The organism is Luteibacter sp. 22Crub2.1 (assembly GCF_900167995.1).
GTDB lineage: Bacteria > Pseudomonadota > Gammaproteobacteria > Xanthomonadales > Rhodanobacteraceae > Luteibacter > Luteibacter mycovicinus.
The window spans coordinates 1-17,232 of the sequence record NZ_FUYT01000010.1 but is presented as its reverse complement, the minus strand read 5'-3'; the positions used below and the strand labels follow the sequence as shown (position 1 = coordinate 17,232).

The following is a 17,232-nucleotide window of genomic DNA, read 5'->3' as shown; positions in this document are numbered from 1 at the left end:
CGATTCATGGTTGCGGGACGGCCGAGGCGAGGGATGCGGAACGCAGCGAGACGCCGTAAAACGCGCGGAACACCGCCACGCGATTGAGGGCCTGATCACGCCGGGCCGAGGCGCAGTCGATCTGGACCTGCGCCGCATCGATGGTGCGCAAGAGCAACTGGGCCGGATCTTCCAGCCCCTGCCGACTCCGGCCCAGCGCCTTGACCAGTCGCGTCGCGTCGGCCTGACACATCTGATCCAGGCGAGCGACACGGGTAGTGACCAGGTCGCGCGCGCCCAATGCGTCGGCGACCTCGCGAAACGCGCGTTGTACCGTCGACTCGTAGTTGGCCACCGCCGCGTTCTTGCGCGCCGTGGCCAGATCCAGATTCGCCCGGCGCGCCCCGCCGTCGAAGATCGGCAGCGTGATCTGCGGCAGGAACGTCCACCCGCCTGTGTTGGAGCCGAACAGATGATCCAGATCCGAGGAGACATGCCCGAGGGAGGAGGACAGCTGGATGGAGGGGAAGAACGCGGCGCGGGCGGCACCGATACTGGCGTTGGCGGCGCGCAGCCGTTCTTCGGCGCGGACCACGTCCGGTCGGTCCAGCAGGACCTGAGAGGGCAACGCTGCCAGACCGGTTGCCTCGGCATCCAGGCGGCCGAGCTGGCTAGGCTCGGCGGTGGGCGCGGGCAGCGTGTAGCCGGTCAGCGAGGCCAGGTAGCGCATCGCCTCCTCATGCTGCCGCTGTGCGTCCAGTGCCGACACGTGCACGCGTGCGGCCTGATCCCGCCGCGCTTGCAGATCATCCGCGGAGAGCGTGCCGACACGCTGTTGCGTCACCGCATTGACCACCAGGGCCTGCGCGGCCGCATCGGCCGCGCGGAGCTTGTCGGTGACCTCAGCGCCGGTCCGCTCGTCGACGTAAGCACCCAGCACCTCAGCGATCAGTGCGCCGCGCGCCTCCTTGCGTGCAGCCTCGCTGGCCAGGTACTCGTGCGAGGCAGCGTCGGACAGGCTGCGCAGGCGACCGAAGAAATCCGGCTCGTAACGAAAATCCAGCGTGGCGTATTTGAAATCGCGGCCCAGCAGCGCCGCCGCGTTCGGATCGTCGAGCTGGACCTTGTCGCGCTGCAGGGTACCGTCGAGCTGCGGAAACAACGCCGCGCGCTGCGCCGCCGCGCCGGCTCGTGCCTCGGTCACTCGGGAGGCAACCGCCCGCATGTCGGGGTTGGCCGACAGCGCGATGGAAACGATGCGGGCGGCCTCATCCCCGGGCGCGAACGCGCCCAAAAAGCGCGCCTCGTCCGGCGATAACGTCACCGGCTCAGCAGGAGCGGTGGGCTGCGCTGCCGCTGAGGGCTGCGTGAGACCGCCCAGCGTAGTCGGCAGTGCAACGATGGGTCGGTGGTAAGCGGGAGCCAGCGAACACGCCGACGCGAGCGTGCACAAAACGACCAGTAAGACGAGCGCGGCCGAGTGCGGCCAGAGAAATTGATCATGGCGGAATAACGGACGCACTGCCTGCTCCCAGACTGATAAGCTGGGAGCATTGTTAATGACCTATCTCAAGGCTTTATCGGCCTTTCTTCAAGATTTGATCAAGGGAGCGAACGATGACGCGACGCGTGCTCGTCGTGGAAGATGACGCCGACAGTGCGAGCATCCTCCAGGCTTATCTCCTTAAGGACGGCTTTGAGGTTCATGTGGCCCAGGATGGTCGGCGAGGCATTGAGACCCATGCGCAGTGGCATCCGGATATCGTGCTGCTCGATGTCATGCTTCCCCACGTCAGCGGGACCGATGTGCTCACCACGATCCGGCGGACCAGCCAGACGCCCGTCATCATGCTCACCGCGTTGGGCGATGAGCCGGACAAGATCGGCGCCCTTCGTTACGGCGCCGACGATTACATCGTCAAACCCTACAGCCCGCGCGAAGTGGTCGCGCGCGTGCATGCGGTGTTGCGTCGCGCGGTGCAGCTCGCGCCCGCGACCCTCTCGTTTGTCGAAGGCCCGGTGACGGTGGATACCGAATCGGTCACGGCGACGGTCGCGCACGCCACGCGCGGCACCGTCGTGCTGGACCTGACCCCGACTGAGTTCGGCATCCTGGCGATGCTGATAAAAACCCCGTTCAAGGCCTTCACGCGTGCCGAACTGCTCGAGGCGTGCCTGCCGGACAGCGATGCGCTGGAGCGCGTGGTGGATACCCACGTGCATAACCTGCGGCGCAAGCTCGAAGCGGTCGACGTGACGGGCGTGCTGGTGACCGTGCGTTCGGTCGGGTACCGCTACCGATGAGCGGGGGAGCCCGTGCTAAGGCTATTCGGCCCCACTCGCTGTGGCGCTGGGTGGCCGTACGCATGAGCTTGCTTGCGCTTGGCGTCGTCTCCCTCATCGCCCTGTGCATGTGGCTGCGCTTCGCGACAGAAACCTATCTGACCGAACAGAAAATCCCCCCGGCCACCCTTGAACGCATTCGCACGATCAGCGCATCGCCTGCGCAACACGAGCAGGAGTTGTGGGGCTACCTGCGGCAGTACTACCAGCCTCAGGACGTGGTCCCGGGCATTCTCGGTGCGGACTGGCTGCTGTTCTACGCGCTCATGGCTGCCTCGATACCGCTGATCGTAGTGCTCGGCTTTGTCACCTCACGCCCGCTGTCGCGGCAGTTTTCCATCGTCGCCGCCACGGCCAGACGGGTGACCCAGGGCGACTTCTCGTCCCGTGCGGAGCTGGTACCCAACGCGCCGGCCGAACTCAACCGCCTGGCCGAGGATTTCAATGCGATGTGCGAGAAGCTCTCGCGCTACGAGCGGGAGGTGCTGGATTCCAGTGCGATCCTGGCGCATGAACTGCGCACGCCGCTCAATGCCGCGATGGGGCGACTGCAGGGCATTCTCGATGGGGTGTTCGAGCCGCAGCCCGACCAGCTGGCGATGATCCTTCGCCAGTTGGTCCAGTTGAATCGTCTGGTCTCGGACCTGCACTTTTTGTCCGTGGCACGCGCGGGTGAGTTGCGTCTGAGCGAGGACAAGTTCGATCTGACGGAGCTGATTCGCGATCGGATAAATTGGTCGGTCCCGGCGCTGGACGCAGCGGGCATCGTCAGTCGCGTCGAGGTGCCTTCCTCGGCGCCCTGGTACGGCGACCGTGATCGCCTGGGACAGGTCGTCTCCATCCTCATCGAGAACGTGGTCCGCTATGCCGGGTCCGGCCGCGCGCTGACGGTGCGCCTCAGCGCCTCGTCGGGCACGGCTCGCCTCATCATCCAGGACCGCGGACCGGGCGTGCCAGCCGAGGAACTGCCACGCATCTTCGATCGCTTCTGGCGGGCGGAACATTCCCGCGGCAGACATTCCGGCGGCAGCGGGCTGGGTTTGTCGATCGCCGGCGTTATCGTGGAAGCCCATGGCGGGATGATTCAGGCCGCAAACCGGGTCGACGGAGGCCTGGAAGTCAATATCAGCCTGCCAAGGCGCAGCGCGGCGCCGCGGTAAGGGCTCAACCGCGGCCTTCGCCATCCGGCTCCATACACGCGGCGACCGCCCGGGCCAGGCGGGCGACCGCATCGGTCCTTCCGCGGGCTGCGGCATCGTCCTGCGCGGTCGCGCTGAGCGCCTTCACGACCGCCTGTGCGGCCGCCGAAACGGCCAGATCGCCGCAGGCGCGCGCCCTGTCGCGAACCGCGTGACAGTGACGCCGTGCGGTAAACCAGTCGTCGCGCTCGAGCGCATCCAGGAAATCGTAGGTCGCCGTCAGCACGGGGTTCGCATTCGCCACGGCTTACCTCCGGGAACGCGTCAGAACGAATAGTTCATCGCCACCGCCGAGGTCAAGGCGGTGCGACGGGCAACGATCGGGCTGTCATCGATTTGCCCGATGTAGCGCGCACCGGAAACGATCACGTTGGACGACCAGTGCGGACTGAACACGTGTGTCCAGTTAAGACTGCCCGAATAGGCATACAGTCCACCCGACGCTCGGTACGCAACGAAACGTGTCCGTGCGCTCTGCGCGGCCGATACCCCGAAATAAGCGCGGTTGAAGGCCGCATTGCCGCCATGGACGTCGATATTGAAGGTCAGGATGTCCGCGTCCTGCTGGATCAGCCCGAACTGCGCACCCGCGCGGTAGCGAGCGCGGCGTGTGCCGTTCCTGAGCGAGTATTCCGCTTCCGCACTCGTTGACAGCAGGCGATTTAACTGCTGCGCCACGACGGTACGGCTGACGATCGAGCCGGGAACATCGCCCATCCCGCGCAGGGACTTCGAACCGGGCCGCAGGTTGCTGTCCCGCTCCACGCGCCCGAAGTCGTAGTGAAACGCTTCGCTGATGGAGAAACCGCTCTCAGTTTGGTACTGAGCACCGATGCCACGCAGCGTGTCCGCGAACCAGGGACCCTTCGACACCGAGGCAGCGGAAATAAACTGGACGCGGTCCCGGTCCGATCCGGCATAGCGGGGCGCATTGACCGCGACCACGCCGACCGCAGCCTGCAGCGCGTTCGGATCGGTAGCGGGCGTGGTGGACGCATGGTCCTGAGCGCTGGCCAGCGGGGACACGGTGACCAAGCCCAGGGAAGTGATCACCCAGGCGGCATGGGAGGGTCTGAACGGATTCATCGGGAGGTCCTGGCGATGAGGGAAGGGAAGGGGAGCACATCGGTCGTGCGAATGCCTCGCGACACGCCCCAAAGGCCAGCGGCGTGATGCGACCGGGAGAGGCTAGGGGGCGATCCTCAAGATCCTCTTCACGAACCTTCAAGATTTGATGGAGGGCGCAACGGCAAGCGTTCGCGCACGCCTCGGTCTTGATCAATTCTCGACGCACCCTCCTCCCAAGAAGGGTTATCTGCTGGCTCAGTCAGAGTCGTCACCGACGTCGACACGCCGGGGGTTGCCTGCTGCTCGTCGCGCTCGTCTGTCAGGTCCTCAGTGGCTGCGCCGTGGTTAAGCTGCAGTCGCTAAAGACCGACGCCTACATCGATGCCCGACGCGGTGACATCCTGACGACCGGACGGCTGGGGGCCGCTTCGGTGTATTACATCCCACCGGTGGTTGCTCTGGTGGTGGGTGCCCTGTTCGCGAACGAGCACATAGCAGTGCGCCAGACGATCGGCACCATCTTGCTGATGGGCGTCGTCTACTTCGCTATTGAACGGCGAACACGTGCTAGGAGTGCTCGGACAGTAATAGCATCTGGGAGTCGAGGCTGGGCTTCGTACCGAACTGCTGGGCAGAATGGTTGCGATTAATGCGCGTCGCAGCAAAGGATCGACAGGATGTCCTGTAACCATTCACCACTTATATGGCGATTAACCGCGCCGTATACGTAAGGTTCAATGATCTACATCATCGTCAGAGTTCTGCAAACGTACGGCCTGCGGCGTCTTGCCGGTCCAAAGATGGAAAGCTCTCGAGAAAGAGTTGGAGTCTTCGAATCCCAGCAAGAACGATATTTCTGATCTTGAAAGCTCAGAATGGCGAAGATAATGGCGGGCCAGCGACTCCCTGAGACTATCCAAAATCCTCTGGAACGACGTCCCCTCGTCACGAAGCTTGCGTTGTAGTGTGCGCGCACTGATGGCGAGCCGCCGGCTCACCGTTTGCATCGACACTTCGCCGGCAGGAAGCGTTTCGAGCAACGTGCTTCGCACCCGATCGGACATACTCGCCGTGCGATCTAAGTCGACCAGACGCTGCCGCAGAGAAGGCTCGAAGAACGACCACATTTTGTGGTTCTCTGTGAGAAATGGCCGATCGACGTCTTCGTTTGAAAAGACCAGCGTTGCTAAGGTATCGTGCTCAATGGGCACACCAAAATACGCTTCATACGCAGCCAGAGCATTCTCTTCTGATCGCGAGTTAAGTGGCCAGCTTACGCGCACGGGGCGTACCGCTGTGCGCGTCGCTAAGCGTGCCAGTTGAATGAAGAAGACAAGCTTGAACGCTAGGAACACGTTCGGTGGCGGAGCAGTGCGATCAAGGAAATCGACCCACACCGTCGTGTATTCTCCTGATCGATCCACCCGAATAACCATCGGTGCGATCAGCCTGACATACTTAGAAATCCGGCCGAGCGCACTGTCCATGTTCGGGCTGCAAAGAGCAGCGAAGAGTTCAGGATCGAACCAGTCCGAGGACATTACCTTCGCTATCTGCAGCGCAGCCGGTAAGCCTGGATCGATCGATGACGCCTCCTCGTCGATGGCTGTCCAGAGACGGAAGAAACTCTCTTGGTCCAAGCGAACGTTTTGCCGGGCGAAGAGGTCGCCGGGAAGCTGTGCACGTCGCAACACCGGCGCGGCCGCGAGCCCCGCGTCCTGCATGAGCAATCGCCACCCTGGCCATATCGCGTAATCGAGCGCGTGCGCAAACCGGCCACGTTTTGGCGCGCTTCTTGTTGTATTCACCGGGCCATATTATTTAGCGGATCATGCCGTCGCAATAGCAGATCGCGCCAACCAGCTGTGACGCATATTGGCGCGTTCCGCAAAAGTTTTGGCGCATTTCGCTAGAGCGATTGGCGTGAACTGCGGGCACAGTGGCGCCAATGGCAGTGGATTAGCAGGCGTGTCGCCGCTCCGCACTTCTGACGGTCGTCTATTTCTTTGCCCCATGAAACACGCATGTCCGGTCAGCCATTCAGGTTCGCGGCGAATATCAGCCTTCCCACCCCGGGACGTGTGCTGGAGCGCTGAGCACCCCAGGGTTGGGCCGCAGGACTGATTATTCCCATTAACGGAAATTAAACAATGAAAAAGACGGTTCTCGTTACCGGTGCATCATCGGGCTTCGGCCTGCTCCTGGCCACCAAGCTACAGAAGGATGGCTACGACGTGATCGGCACGAGCCGGCAACCAGAGAAGTATGCTGGCAAGGTCCCCTTCAAACTGTTGCGTCTTGATCTTGATGACGACAGCTCAATAAAGGCGTTCATCCAAGAGTTGTTTGGCTACACAAAGCGTCTCGACGTACTGGTTAACAATGCGGGATACATGGTCACAGGTATCGCGGAAGAGACGCCTCTCGATGTCGGAAGGCAGCAATTCGAGACAAATTTCTGGGGGACAGTCAAAATCACCAACGCGCTCCTCCCTCACTTCCGAAAACAGAAGAGTGGTCAGATTGTCACGGTCAGCTCCATCGTGGGTCTGATTGGCCCCCCGAATCTTTCCTTCTACTCTGCATCAAAACACGCCGTCGAAGGATACTTCAAGGCACTCCGCTTCGAGCTCAACCAATTCAACATCAAGGTTAGCGTCGTCGAACCAGTTTGGTTTAAAACCAGTCTGGGTGAAAACGCTGTTACATCGGTTGGTAATAGCATTGCAGATTACGACGCGTACCGCAGGCAAGTTCGTGCGGTGACGCAAAAAGGAATCGATGAAGCCGAAGAGCCTGGCGCCGTCGTTACGACCATTGCAAAGATAATCTCCGGCAAGTCGCCTAGGTTCAGCAACCCCGTTGGAAAGATGACGGGAATGATCCTATTTCTTCAAGCGTACGCACCAAAAATCTTTGAGGGATCGATCCTCAAGAGTGTCAAAGCGGCCAGGTGAGTCGAAATACCGACGCTCCACCGTCAATCAGTGGGTTGACGGGCTCGCCCGAGCGCCGCTTAGCCGTGAAAACGAGAATTACATGAAGAACTATCTCTGCAAATTTATCCCTCCACGCTCGGACTTTCTCACGACGATGACCAAAAAGGAGCGAGAACTCATGGCTGAGCACGGCGCGTTTTTGGATGACCTGCTGGAAAGGCGTATCATCGTTGCGCACGGCCCCGTCTTAGATGACAGCGGTGGCTACGGCGTGTCGCTCTATAGCGTCGCAGATGATCAAGACATCGTGCTTCTAACATCCCAAGATCCCATTGTTCTTGCGGGAGTGGGTCATTACGAGCACTTCTTAATGCCCCACCTCAAAGCGAGAGGGTAGCGGCACAAGACCGTCCGCACGCGAATTGACGATCAGCCCTCACGAGCGGTGCATCCACGAGCACCTTGGCCGATTGGGTCCCGCTGGAGTACAGCGGTATGTTCAGCTGAAGGCCGAGCGTGAGCGTCCTGATGCGATAACCGGACTGGCCGGGGAAGGTGCCGACATCCTGATCGTTATTGCCATAGGTCGCTACGATATCGAGGGTGGGCTGCTGCCCGGCTCGCTGCTTGGCGATCTCCGTGTCGGCGGCGCCAATCGCTGCGGCGGCAGCGCGCAGGGCAGGGCAATGATCGTCGATCTGCGACACCCAGGCATCCTCATCGTCGCCGAGCAGATCCGGAATGCACGCGTCCTCGCGCAGCCAGGGATGCACAAGTCCATCAGCGCTGGCGATCCAGGGTTCGGTGGCCGCAGCCTTGGTCTGCGCGTCCATTTCGTCGCGCTGCGCCGCGTTGAAATCGACCGCGTCGCGCGCCTTCATTAGATCGCTTTGAGAGCCACCTCCCGCGAGGCGTACTCCTTTGCACGCGATCGCCGATAAGGCTGCAGGGTTTCCACTGAGGATACGCTCGCGGAGTCACCAACGAAGAAGGCCGGCCATCATTGACCGGTTTTCCGTTTGAATGTCCTGTCGGCCATCGTGACGGGCCATGGCCCAGTTCAAGATCTCGCGGTGTGGTAAGTGTCGACCTCATGGTACGTGTCGATTGCCTGCGAAGCTTTATCAACTATTCGCATAATGTATATAGGCCAAGGTTTCGTAAAATTGGCACTATTCTGCGAAATAGCGTCTGCTTTAGGCGTATAGACGGCTAAGCCGAATGCGAGCGCGATGCCCGCCGCAGTACCCGAAATCCTCGTAGCACATCGAAGCCACACCTGTGCGCGCTTTGGATTGATTGCTGATTCTCGGTCTGCTTGCACTCGAAGAACCCACTCCTCCGGATCCAAGCCTACGGCTTTCGCCATCGTCTCGACGCTCTCAGGTTCTGCGTGCCTGTTGCCATGTCGCCATGCTGAGACCGTTCCACGGCTGACGCCTAGCTTCGCGGCCGCCGACATATCTGTCGTTAGCGAGCACGCCTCACGGTATTTGTCAAGCAGCTGATTCGTGTAGTTCATGTTCTCGCCCTGTAGACAAGCTGTGTTCGCGGGGAGTATACATACGCCCCATGTTCTCAGGGCGAGAACACGACAGGGGCTTTAGATGGTCATTCTCACTGCATGGTTCGCGTCGTGGGCGGCTTTCGCCGCATGGTTCACGGTCCCCCGTGTCTCCGCCGTCCTCCGCCGTAACGCGGAGCTCAAGCGGGCAGGGTGGCTCTGATGGCGACCGAGATTGATATCGCATACGCGCTGGGTTGGATTGCCGGTGGGCTGTCCGCTGCTCTCGTCCTGTCCGCCGCATGGACGGGTGCTCGGATCGGCGTCACCTCGTCGAAGCTCCCCCGCGAAGGCGTCGAATCCCGTCGTTACTACGACCGCCTTGACGACGTTGGAACCGTCGCTGTCTGCCGCAAGTGCGGTGAGACCGTCTACCCCGACTCTCCCGGCGAATCCGTCGAGTGCGACAGCTGCGGCTATGAGGGCGTTCCTTACGAAACGGACGACCTCGATGAAAACGGTGATCGCCTGAGGGTCGGCGAATGATCGCGTTCCTCGCATCCGTCGTCGGCGGCTTCATCGGGGCGTGGTTCGCCCGGTCGACGTACGACTTCATGTTCTCGTTTCTTCTTCGCACGCCTCGCTGGCGTCGCTTTGACCGTGCGATGGCTCGGTTTTTCCGGGCGCGCTCATGATTCTTCTCGTCATGGCGTTCTTCTTTGTCTGGTTTGCCACCTGCTACGCATGGATTCGGAGGCATAAATGATCGCGTTCACCGAGACCCAGCGCCGCGACTGCATCGTCGCCCTCGGTCGGTCGTGCGAGCACGAACTCATCCTCGCCGACAACGTCGCTCGCACCGGCACGGTTCGCGAGCGTTTCGTGGGTACCGCCGAGCACAAGCGCAATGCGGCCCTGTACGCCTCCGCAGCATTCACCTGGGCGAAGCGCGAGGTGCTCCCGTGAGGGACGCTATTGAACAGATGGTGGCCGTCTTTGCGATGGTTCTCGGCGGCTACGTCGCTCTGTTCGCCCTCTTCGCGGGTGTGTCGCTCGCGTTGCGGCTGACTGGCTCCTGCCTATTTGGGGTGTGCCCATGATCCGTCGTGGGCTCCCGGAAGCGTTCGAACCGAACGATTACCACCGCGTCGTCTCTGCCAAGCGCTTCGATGTGCGCGTGCTCTGTGGACGTGCTGCGGCGCTCCCTGTCGTCGTTCTGCGCAGCACCCCAGTGCAGGGCATCCCTTCGTCTCCGATCGTCGACTACGTGTCGTGGGCGGACTTTGTTGCGGTCGAGGCGGCACACAAGGCGGAGCCGTGCCCAGAAGGCCCGATCAGTAACACGGGCCTAACAGGTTCCCTCGAGGGTGCTACAGGCGATCCCGCCTTTCAGGTCTCTCACGACTACCTGACGCTGGTGTTTCCTGAGGAAACGGCAGGGCAGGCCGGCCAGAACGGCAAGACGGTCGTTGGCTTCCTGTTCCCGGGCAGCGGGTTCAAGGTGTCCTCCCTCGCTGCCAAGCCGTGGCAGTTCTACCGTCGTTCGGCTTACATCACCGACGCCGAGGGCAACATGATGGGTCGCCTCGGTGTGGGTGGTAACGGCGATACGTGGTGCGTCTCCCTGACGGGTGCGGGTTGCCGCATCGTCAAAGACTGGCCGAAGGTCAAGCAGCGTGCGGAAGCGCTGTACGCGCACATCAGCCGCGTCGACGTCGCTTTCGACGACTTCCGTGGCTCTGTGTTCGACATTCATCAGATCAACGAGCTAGCTCGCTCGGGTGCGTTCGCGGGGCAGGGCAAGCCGCCTTCCACTCGCTTTATCGATGACCACGGCTCGAATAAGGGCTGCACGGTGTACGTCGGCGGCAAGGGCCGTAAGGAGCTTTGCGCGTACGAAAAGGGCAAGCAGCTCGGCGATACCGAGTCCCCGTGGGTGCGCATTGAGTTGCGCCTCTGGGCGAATAACGGGGTGATCCCGCTCGACGTCCTGCTGTTCCCGGAGCGCTTTCTCCGTGGCGCCTACGCGATCCTCGATACGCGTCTTCCGGTTGTGCAGCACGCCGAGGCTGCTAGGCCCGAGTACACGCGGCGTGAGGTCGACGCCACCGTCGAAGGCGCAAAGCGTTTCCTAAAGCAGCAATGCGGGCCTCTCCTGCACTTGATGTGGGCCGCGCTCGGCCCTTCTGCTGAGGACTGGTTTAAAGAAAACGTGTTCCGCAACTCGATGCCTGGGCGATTCAAGGGCAAGGGTGGGGATCGCGAATCGTTGTTGACGCTGCTCCGGGAAGAAACCGGGCACGCCTTCGTAGCGCCGTTCTGACGGCATAAAAGTCAAATAGACGTCCATACACACAGAGAGAATCATCATGCAAATTGTCGTCGAGTCCGAGATCGTCAAGGTCCGCAAGGGCACCAGTCAGCGCACCGGTAAGCCGTATGAGCTTCGCGAGCAGGAAGTGGTCGTCCACGGTGTCGGTCGCTTCCCCGTGATTACGAAGCTCACGCTCCCGGAGGGGAACGAGGGCTACAAGGCGGGCACCTATGAGGTCACGACACCGTTCAACGTCGGTCGCTACGGCCTCGAAGTGTCTCGCGATCTGGGCCTCGTCCCGGCACGCCTTAAGAACGCCGCGTAATGGAGCAGGGCGCGGGGAACTACCTCACCTGCGTCCAGTTCGACGTAGGCACCAATACATGCACGCAAACTGCGTGGATGCCGCCGCCAACGCTACTCCCGACGTTGTCGGTGCAGGATGCCGCGATGCTCGGCGGGGCCATCATGACCGGCCTCGTCGCCATCTGGGCAGCCAAACTGCTAGATCGGGCCATGTGATATCAACGGAGAAACACCATGATTAAGAACAGTATCAACCTCGCCCGTCGCTTCGGCTCCAAGATCAAGTCGTCCGTCGATGCCAAGACCGGTCAGGTCTTCGTCGCTGTCGCCTCGCTCGCGTCCGTCGCGCCGTCGTTCGCTGCCGGTGAAAGCATCGACACCACCGAAGCGCTCGCTTACATCGCCGCTGGCCTCACCGCCGCGCTCGTCGTGTCGGCTGCGATGACCGGTGCTCGCATCGGCGTCAAGGGCTCCAAGCTCCCGCGTTCGGGCGCGTAAGCAATGTGGGCGAACACGGCCATTCGCACGATCGCCCGCATGTTTTGCAATTGGGGCGGCGTCGGCACCCGGGGGGTGCAGCTTGCTGCCCCCCGCCGCCGCCGCCCCCACTCTATTCTCAACGACGGTGTCGCGCATGACAGGCTGGATCGTATTCATGGCTTACGTCCTCTTCGCGCTCGCGGTCTGTCGTCGCTAGCGCGTTCATTCGGCGGTTCCTTCTTCTTTTTCGTCGCCTCGTTCGCCGTCGTCGCCCCTTCGGTTGCCGATACATCCACATGTCCATCTGAGGCGACGGCCTACAACAAGTGCATGACTGCCGCTAACGGATATACCGACGGTAAGGGCACCGTAGGCTCGTGCGTCTCTGCCACAAGCGGTGGCAATCCCGCATATCAGGTCAAGGTCACTTACGCGGCTGGATCGACTTGGCTCGGTTCTGTCTACCCGTACGCAGCGTGCCCGCCACCGGAAAATCAGTGTAAGAGTCACGCTTCGCCCAGCGGCACGATCTGGGATAGCGGTTACGTCAGTGGCAGCACTGTGTGCGCCGACAAGTGCGAGTTTGTTTTTACGCAGTCACCTGGCACCATTACTGTTAGCGTAACGGGCCAACCGAGCGTAGGTCGCACTTCCGGAACGTTCGCGCCGACCGGCAACACTTGCAGCGGGGACACCACGCCTCCGCCACCTGCCTCGCAACCTCCCCAGTTGTGCAGCGGTGGTTCCTGTTACGACCCCAATTCGAATAAGTTCTGCTCGGTGAGTAGCTCGGGCGCCCAGACGTGCGTCAGCGGTCCTACGGACCCCGGCGGTGGGGCACCCCCTCAACAGCCCCCCGCATGCTCTGTGAACGGCTCTGCTGCTTCTTGCGCGGGTGACGCAGGCCAGCCCCCGCCCACGCCTCCCAATCCGCCTGTAACCGACCCTCAGCAGCAGCAGACGGGCAGTGGCTCGTTCACCGGTTCCGGCGTTGGTGGCGGCATCACCATCACGACCGGGACCTATCAGGGCACGTCGTCCAGCAGCGGCGGCACTGGCGGCAACGGTGGGACGACTACGCCCGGCGGATCATCCGGTGGCGACGGCAGTTCTGGCGGTGGCACCGGTACCGGCGATGGTGACGGTGACAATGGCGATGGCACCACCAAATGCACGGCTGGCAAGCTGTGCAACGACGCGTATACCGGCGTTCCGTGTGGAGCTGACCCCGCGACTTCGGGCGATCCGCTCCTTGCGCAGATGGCTCTTGAGGCGCATCGCTCTAACTGTTTTCGCCAAGGCATCACCGACGAGCTCGGCACTGCGGATAAGAGCACTGGCAAGGAGTCGGATCTTGCTGATCTCACCGACACGGACGGCGGCAACGGAACGGTCAACCTCGATAGCTCGGGTTTTCTCGGCGGTCGTGGAGCTTGTCCCGGTTTCACTCCCCTTGAGTTCAATGGGTACAACATCATGAACTCGGACGGCATCTGCGAAACCGCGCCTATGCTCGCCGCCTTTGTCCTGTTCGCGGCTTACGTTGCGGCTGCGCTCATCGCTGGTCGCGTCATCTCCGGGAAGGGTTGATATGCCTCCGTTTTTGCTTCCGTTGATCGAGGTCGTCGGTTCGGCCCTTTCGCGCCTGATTTTCAGTCGCGTAGGCCAGTGGGTTCTCACCGGCATGCTGTTTTTGGGCATCAAGTTCACCGCTCAGAAGGTCGTCACTGAGCCGCTTATCGCGGCCATTCAGCAGCACGTGTCTGGCCTTGGCGGCGGCATCATCGCTTGGCTCGCGTATCTCAACGTCGACGTTGCCATAACCATCGTACTGTCTGCCTACGCTTCTGCCAGCGGCACGAAGATGGTTCTCTCGCGCATAGGAAAGACCGCATGATTTACCTCATTACGGGCACGCCTGGGTCGGGCAAGACGCTCTCTGCTATGGAACTCATCGAGAAGTGGGGCAGGGAGCACCCGGGTCGCCTCATCTACTCCGCGAATATCGACGGCCAGTCATTTCCCGGCGTGCTTCCCCTTGACGATTCGGGTGTCCTCGAATGGCACAAGCAGTGCGCGAAGGACTCGCTGGTCGTTGTTGATGAGGCGCAGCGCTACTGGCGTGCGTCGCGCGGCGGTGATCCGTCGCAGGCCATTATCGAGATGGAAACCCACCGGCACGACGGTATCGATATCGTGCTTATGACTCAGCATCCGACGTTCGTGCACGCGAACATACGCAAGCTCGTCAATGTGCACATTCACCTGGTCGCCTATACAAAACAGAGCGCGCTCAGGTACGAGTGGCGCGAGTGTCACGATGACGTGCAGGAAAACGCGCTGCGTAGTCAGGGCGAGTTCTCCGAATGGAAGTACCCGGCGCACCTCTATCAGTTCTACAAGTCCGCCACCATGCACACGAAGCGCGCTAAGCGTTCGTCGTCGCAGGTGAAGGCTCGCATCTGGGGCGTCGTCTCCATCGTTTGCTTTCTCATCCTTGCCGCTTTCGTCGTGGTCATCTGGCGCAAGTATCAGGCATCCAAGCACGCTCCCGGCGACGTGATCGCAGCTGCCGATGACGGACGTCCAAGTGATAAGGGGCCGCTACCGGCTGAGCCCGCAAAGCGTTCTTCAGGCTCACCGGTTCGATGGGAAAACCCGGGTCAATACGTGCAGGCTCAGGTGCCTCGCATCCCGTCGCAGCCGTGGAGTGCGCCGCTCTACGACGGGCAGCAGGTGACGACTCACCCGCAGGTGTACTGCATCGCGAAGGGGGACGATAGCGACTGCCATTGCATCACGGAGCAGGGCACTCGTTACACGATGCCCATGGATATCTGCCTCAACGTCGCTAAGAACGGTCCGGCTTACGACCCGTTCAAGCCTGAGCGTCGCCAGGACGATCACGACCGTGAAGAACGGGCTGTAAAGCCGTCGACCACTGAAGCCTCCGAGCCTGTTGTCGCCTTGGCGGCCGTGCCGTCTTTGTTGCCGAGGGGCGTTCCCGCTCCGGCGCGAGCTGCCTCCGCTGGCAGGTAATTACTAGGTGTCGATCGGCGATTTCAGTACAGTAATTCATGCCGAATATACGTTACGGTAACGTAAAATAGTTCTTGCATTATTCGTTACTGTAACGGATAATAGGCTCATGAAAGATAACCGCGACCCCGGCACCCTCGACCTTCTCGGCCCTGCTAAGCGGGGTCGTGGTCGTCCACGCAAGGCGGATGCCCTATCTAACGCGGAGCGTCAGCGGCTCCATCGTGCTCGTGTTAAGGCGAAAGAGCAGATCGCTGCAGTAAGCGCGGACCCGGGTTTGCAGCTTCTCGCTGCGACGTTTCGTGATCTTATCGAGGCGGAAGCGCGGGCGAAGGCTGGCTGCACCAGTGACGAGTTGACTGCGCTGTTGACGCGTGCGGTCAATCGTTTTTCGTAACGCATCGAGGCATAACGGAAAAGGAGTGGTCGTGATGAGCGTTACCGAGTGGTGTGGTGTGGGTCTTTTCTTCACGATGGGCATGCAATACGTCTTCTGGCGCATTCGTAGGCAACGCGCAGCTCATTGAGGGGTGCAGGGATTCCCCCCTGCGGATACGCTCTCTGACTCACCAAAGAAGAAGCCCGGCCATCACTTACCGGGCTTTTTTCGTTCCTGACCGCCCCCGGTATAGAATCCCGCGAAACAGGGAGGGTTCTATGAAATCGGGTGTCTACTACGCGCTGACCGCGTTGCTTGTCCTGGCGTCGGTGCCGATTTACTGGGCGATCTGGCATCGGTCATTCGGCGTGCCGTCGCCGCGGCCTGAGTCGTCGAGCCGCGTCGTCGTGAGGCCTGTTTCAGAGAGGCGTGCCAGCTTGACGTGGGGCGAGGCTGCGGCAATGCATGCGCTTGAGGCGCGTCGAGCGAAGTGTATCGCTGGCGTGGTGTATCGCACCTATGATCACGTCATCGAGCCGTGGCCCGGTGGCGTCCGGTGCGTCGCGCCGTATGGCGTTTCGGACGGCCCGACAGTGGGCGTCGTGATGACGGGCTCGCAGTGAGGGGTGCAGGGGTTCCCCCTGCGGATACGCTCGCGACCTCACCAACGAAGAAGCCCCGACCATCACTGGCCGGGGCTTTTTTCATGCGTCATCCAATGCCCGCAAAACCTGCTCTTGTTCCTCGTGGAAGACTAGCGACTTGATCGCGCCGAGGCTGATGCCGCCATTTGCCATCGTGCGTCCAGGTGGAACTAGGTATTGCTGTACGATCCGCCATCCTCGCCACTTATCGGTCTGGATGTCCTGTCGACCATCGTGGCGGGCCATGGCCCAGTTCTGGATCTCGCGGAGGGGGATGCGTCGACCTTCGGGGTTGATCAGGTCTTGGCCGTCAAGCCGCCATGCACTGGAGTGCATCAGAATGTCCTTTCTGTCGGCGGTACAGGTTACGTAGACCTCGTGTCAACCATTCGCGAACTGTTCGCATAATGTATATTATGTAAAATCGTGCACGACGTCTTCGTATGACCCCCCGTTAGTTAGTGCCAACCACAAACCTACTTTGCCGGGTCGTTTTGCTGCCTGAACTCGGCGGGTGTCAGCCCGCCGAGGCTGTCGTGCAGTATCTCGCGGTTGTACCCGGCAAGCCAAAGCTCCGCCTGCTCGCGTACTTCGGTCAGGTTCCGGAAGACGTGCGTGTCGAGAACACCACGCCGGAAGCTTCCGTTGAAGCGCTCGATGAAGCCGTTCTGCATGGGTCGTCCGGGCTCGAGGAAGTCGAGCTTGATGCCTTTGCGCTCTGTCCACTCTGCGAGCGCCAAGGTGACGAATTCGGGGCCATTGTCCAGACGAAGCTTTGATGGGTAGCCGCGCCATGCAGCGACGCGCTCGAGCGTGCTAACGACGCGCGATGCAGGCAAATTGAGATCGATTTCCACGGCGAGTGCCTCGCGGCTGAAGTCGTCGATAACGTTGAACGTTCGGAATCGGCGACCGTCCCAGAGCGCGTCAGACATGAAGTCGACCGACCAGCTGCCATTGATCGCTTCGCCAGCGACCAACGGTAGCGGGTGGCGCGTCGGAACACGCCTCTTGCCGCGTCGGCGGCGATTCAACTGC

21 protein-coding genes are annotated in these 17,232 nt (G+C 61.4%); 14 read left to right on the top strand and 7 right to left on the bottom strand.

What is annotated here, in order from left to right; all coding sequences use genetic code 11:
• Positions 1-4: 4 nt before the first annotated feature.
• Complete coding sequence (locus B5X73_RS11875) at positions 5-1,501, bottom strand: efflux transporter outer membrane subunit (RefSeq protein ID WP_176167824.1); 1,497 nt, start codon at positions 1,499-1,501, stop codon at positions 5-7.
• Between the two features lie 95 nt (positions 1,502-1,596).
• Between B5X73_RS11875 and B5X73_RS11870 the strand changes: the two genes are divergently transcribed.
• Positions 1,597-2,283, top strand: a complete 687-nt coding sequence (locus B5X73_RS11870; protein WP_079521858.1) for a response regulator — start codon at positions 1,597-1,599, stop codon at positions 2,281-2,283.
• A 62-nt stretch (positions 2,284-2,345) separates the two neighbouring features.
• Complete coding sequence (locus B5X73_RS11865; protein WP_079521857.1) at positions 2,346-3,482, top strand: sensor histidine kinase; 1,137 nt, start codon at positions 2,346-2,348, stop codon at positions 3,480-3,482.
• A 4-nt stretch (positions 3,483-3,486) separates the two neighbouring features.
• On the opposite strand, the gene B5X73_RS11860 is transcribed toward B5X73_RS11865, so the two are convergent.
• From B5X73_RS11860 to B5X73_RS11850, 3 genes are all read right to left on the bottom strand, one after another.
• Positions 3,487-3,765, bottom strand: coding sequence for a hypothetical protein (locus B5X73_RS11860; protein ID WP_079521856.1), 279 nt, complete (start codon positions 3,763-3,765; stop codon positions 3,487-3,489).
• A 20-nt stretch (positions 3,766-3,785) separates the two neighbouring features.
• Positions 3,786-4,607 (bottom strand): MipA/OmpV family protein, encoded by an 822-nt coding sequence (locus B5X73_RS11855; RefSeq protein ID WP_079521855.1) that lies wholly within the window; start codon positions 4,605-4,607, stop codon positions 3,786-3,788.
• A gap of 716 nt (positions 4,608-5,323) precedes the next feature.
• Complete coding sequence (locus tag B5X73_RS11850) at positions 5,324-6,313, bottom strand: AraC family transcriptional regulator (RefSeq protein ID WP_079521854.1); 990 nt, start codon at positions 6,311-6,313, stop codon at positions 5,324-5,326.
• A gap of 426 nt (positions 6,314-6,739) precedes the next feature.
• Between B5X73_RS11850 and B5X73_RS11845 the strand changes: the two genes are divergently transcribed.
• Positions 6,740-7,546, top strand: coding sequence for an SDR family NAD(P)-dependent oxidoreductase (locus B5X73_RS11845; protein WP_079521853.1), 807 nt, complete (start codon positions 6,740-6,742; stop codon positions 7,544-7,546).
• Positions 7,547-7,628: 82 nt separating this feature from the next.
• Positions 7,629-7,925: a YciI family protein gene (locus B5X73_RS11840; RefSeq protein WP_079521852.1), complete on the top strand. Its 297-nt coding sequence runs from the start codon at positions 7,629-7,631 to the stop codon at positions 7,923-7,925.
• On the opposite strand, the gene B5X73_RS11835 is transcribed toward B5X73_RS11840, so the two are convergent.
• Positions 7,909-8,409 (bottom strand): TolC family protein, encoded by a 501-nt coding sequence (locus B5X73_RS11835; RefSeq protein WP_079521851.1) that lies wholly within the window; start codon positions 8,407-8,409, stop codon positions 7,909-7,911. The genes B5X73_RS11840 and B5X73_RS11835 overlap by 17 nt on opposite strands.
• Before the next feature lie 845 nt (positions 8,410-9,254).
• On the opposite strand from B5X73_RS11835, the gene B5X73_RS11825 reads away from it, so the two are divergent.
• The 10 genes from B5X73_RS11825 (at position 9,255) to B5X73_RS11775 (ending at position 16,173) form a co-directional block, all read left to right on the top strand.
• On the top strand, positions 9,255-9,578 hold the full coding sequence (locus B5X73_RS11825; RefSeq protein WP_079521849.1) for a hypothetical protein: 324 nt from the start codon (positions 9,255-9,257) through the stop codon (positions 9,576-9,578).
• Positions 9,579-9,794: 216 nt separating this feature from the next.
• Complete coding sequence (locus B5X73_RS11820) at positions 9,795-9,998, top strand: hypothetical protein (protein ID WP_079521848.1); 204 nt, start codon at positions 9,795-9,797, stop codon at positions 9,996-9,998.
• Positions 9,999-10,128: 130 nt separating this feature from the next.
• Positions 10,129-11,355 (top strand): replication initiation factor domain-containing protein, encoded by a 1,227-nt coding sequence (locus B5X73_RS11815; RefSeq protein ID WP_079521847.1) that lies wholly within the window; start codon positions 10,129-10,131, stop codon positions 11,353-11,355.
• Positions 11,356-11,401: 46 nt separating this feature from the next.
• Positions 11,402-11,671, top strand: a complete 270-nt coding sequence (locus tag B5X73_RS11810; protein ID WP_079521846.1) for a single-stranded DNA-binding protein — start codon at positions 11,402-11,404, stop codon at positions 11,669-11,671.
• Positions 11,672-11,886: 215 nt separating this feature from the next.
• Positions 11,887-12,150, top strand: a complete 264-nt coding sequence (locus tag B5X73_RS11800; RefSeq protein WP_176167823.1) for a hypothetical protein — start codon at positions 11,887-11,889, stop codon at positions 12,148-12,150.
• A gap of 849 nt (positions 12,151-12,999) precedes the next feature.
• Positions 13,000-13,722 (top strand): hypothetical protein, encoded by a 723-nt coding sequence (locus B5X73_RS11795; protein ID WP_079521844.1) that lies wholly within the window; start codon positions 13,000-13,002, stop codon positions 13,720-13,722.
• A gap of 1 nt (position 13,723) precedes the next feature.
• Positions 13,724-14,029 (top strand): DUF2523 family protein, encoded by a 306-nt coding sequence (locus tag B5X73_RS11790; RefSeq protein ID WP_079521843.1) that lies wholly within the window; start codon positions 13,724-13,726, stop codon positions 14,027-14,029.
• Entirely contained in the window at positions 14,026-15,171 is a 1,146-nt protein-coding gene (locus B5X73_RS11785) for a zonular occludens toxin domain-containing protein (RefSeq protein ID WP_079521842.1), read from the top strand. Before B5X73_RS11790 ends, B5X73_RS11785 begins: the two co-directional genes overlap by 4 nt.
• Before the next feature lie 109 nt (positions 15,172-15,280).
• Complete coding sequence (locus B5X73_RS11780) at positions 15,281-15,568, top strand: hypothetical protein (RefSeq protein WP_079521841.1); 288 nt, start codon at positions 15,281-15,283, stop codon at positions 15,566-15,568.
• Between the two features lie 260 nt (positions 15,569-15,828).
• Positions 15,829-16,173, top strand: coding sequence for a hypothetical protein (locus B5X73_RS11775; RefSeq protein WP_079521840.1), 345 nt, complete (start codon positions 15,829-15,831; stop codon positions 16,171-16,173).
• Between the two features lie 81 nt (positions 16,174-16,254).
• On the opposite strand, the gene B5X73_RS11770 is transcribed toward B5X73_RS11775, so the two are convergent.
• Positions 16,255-16,530, bottom strand: coding sequence for a hypothetical protein (locus tag B5X73_RS11770; RefSeq protein WP_079521839.1), 276 nt, complete (start codon positions 16,528-16,530; stop codon positions 16,255-16,257).
• Between the two features lie 140 nt (positions 16,531-16,670).
• The coding region (locus B5X73_RS11765; protein WP_139382763.1) for an integrase core domain-containing protein at positions 16,671-17,232 on the bottom strand (562 nt) is incomplete at its 5' end.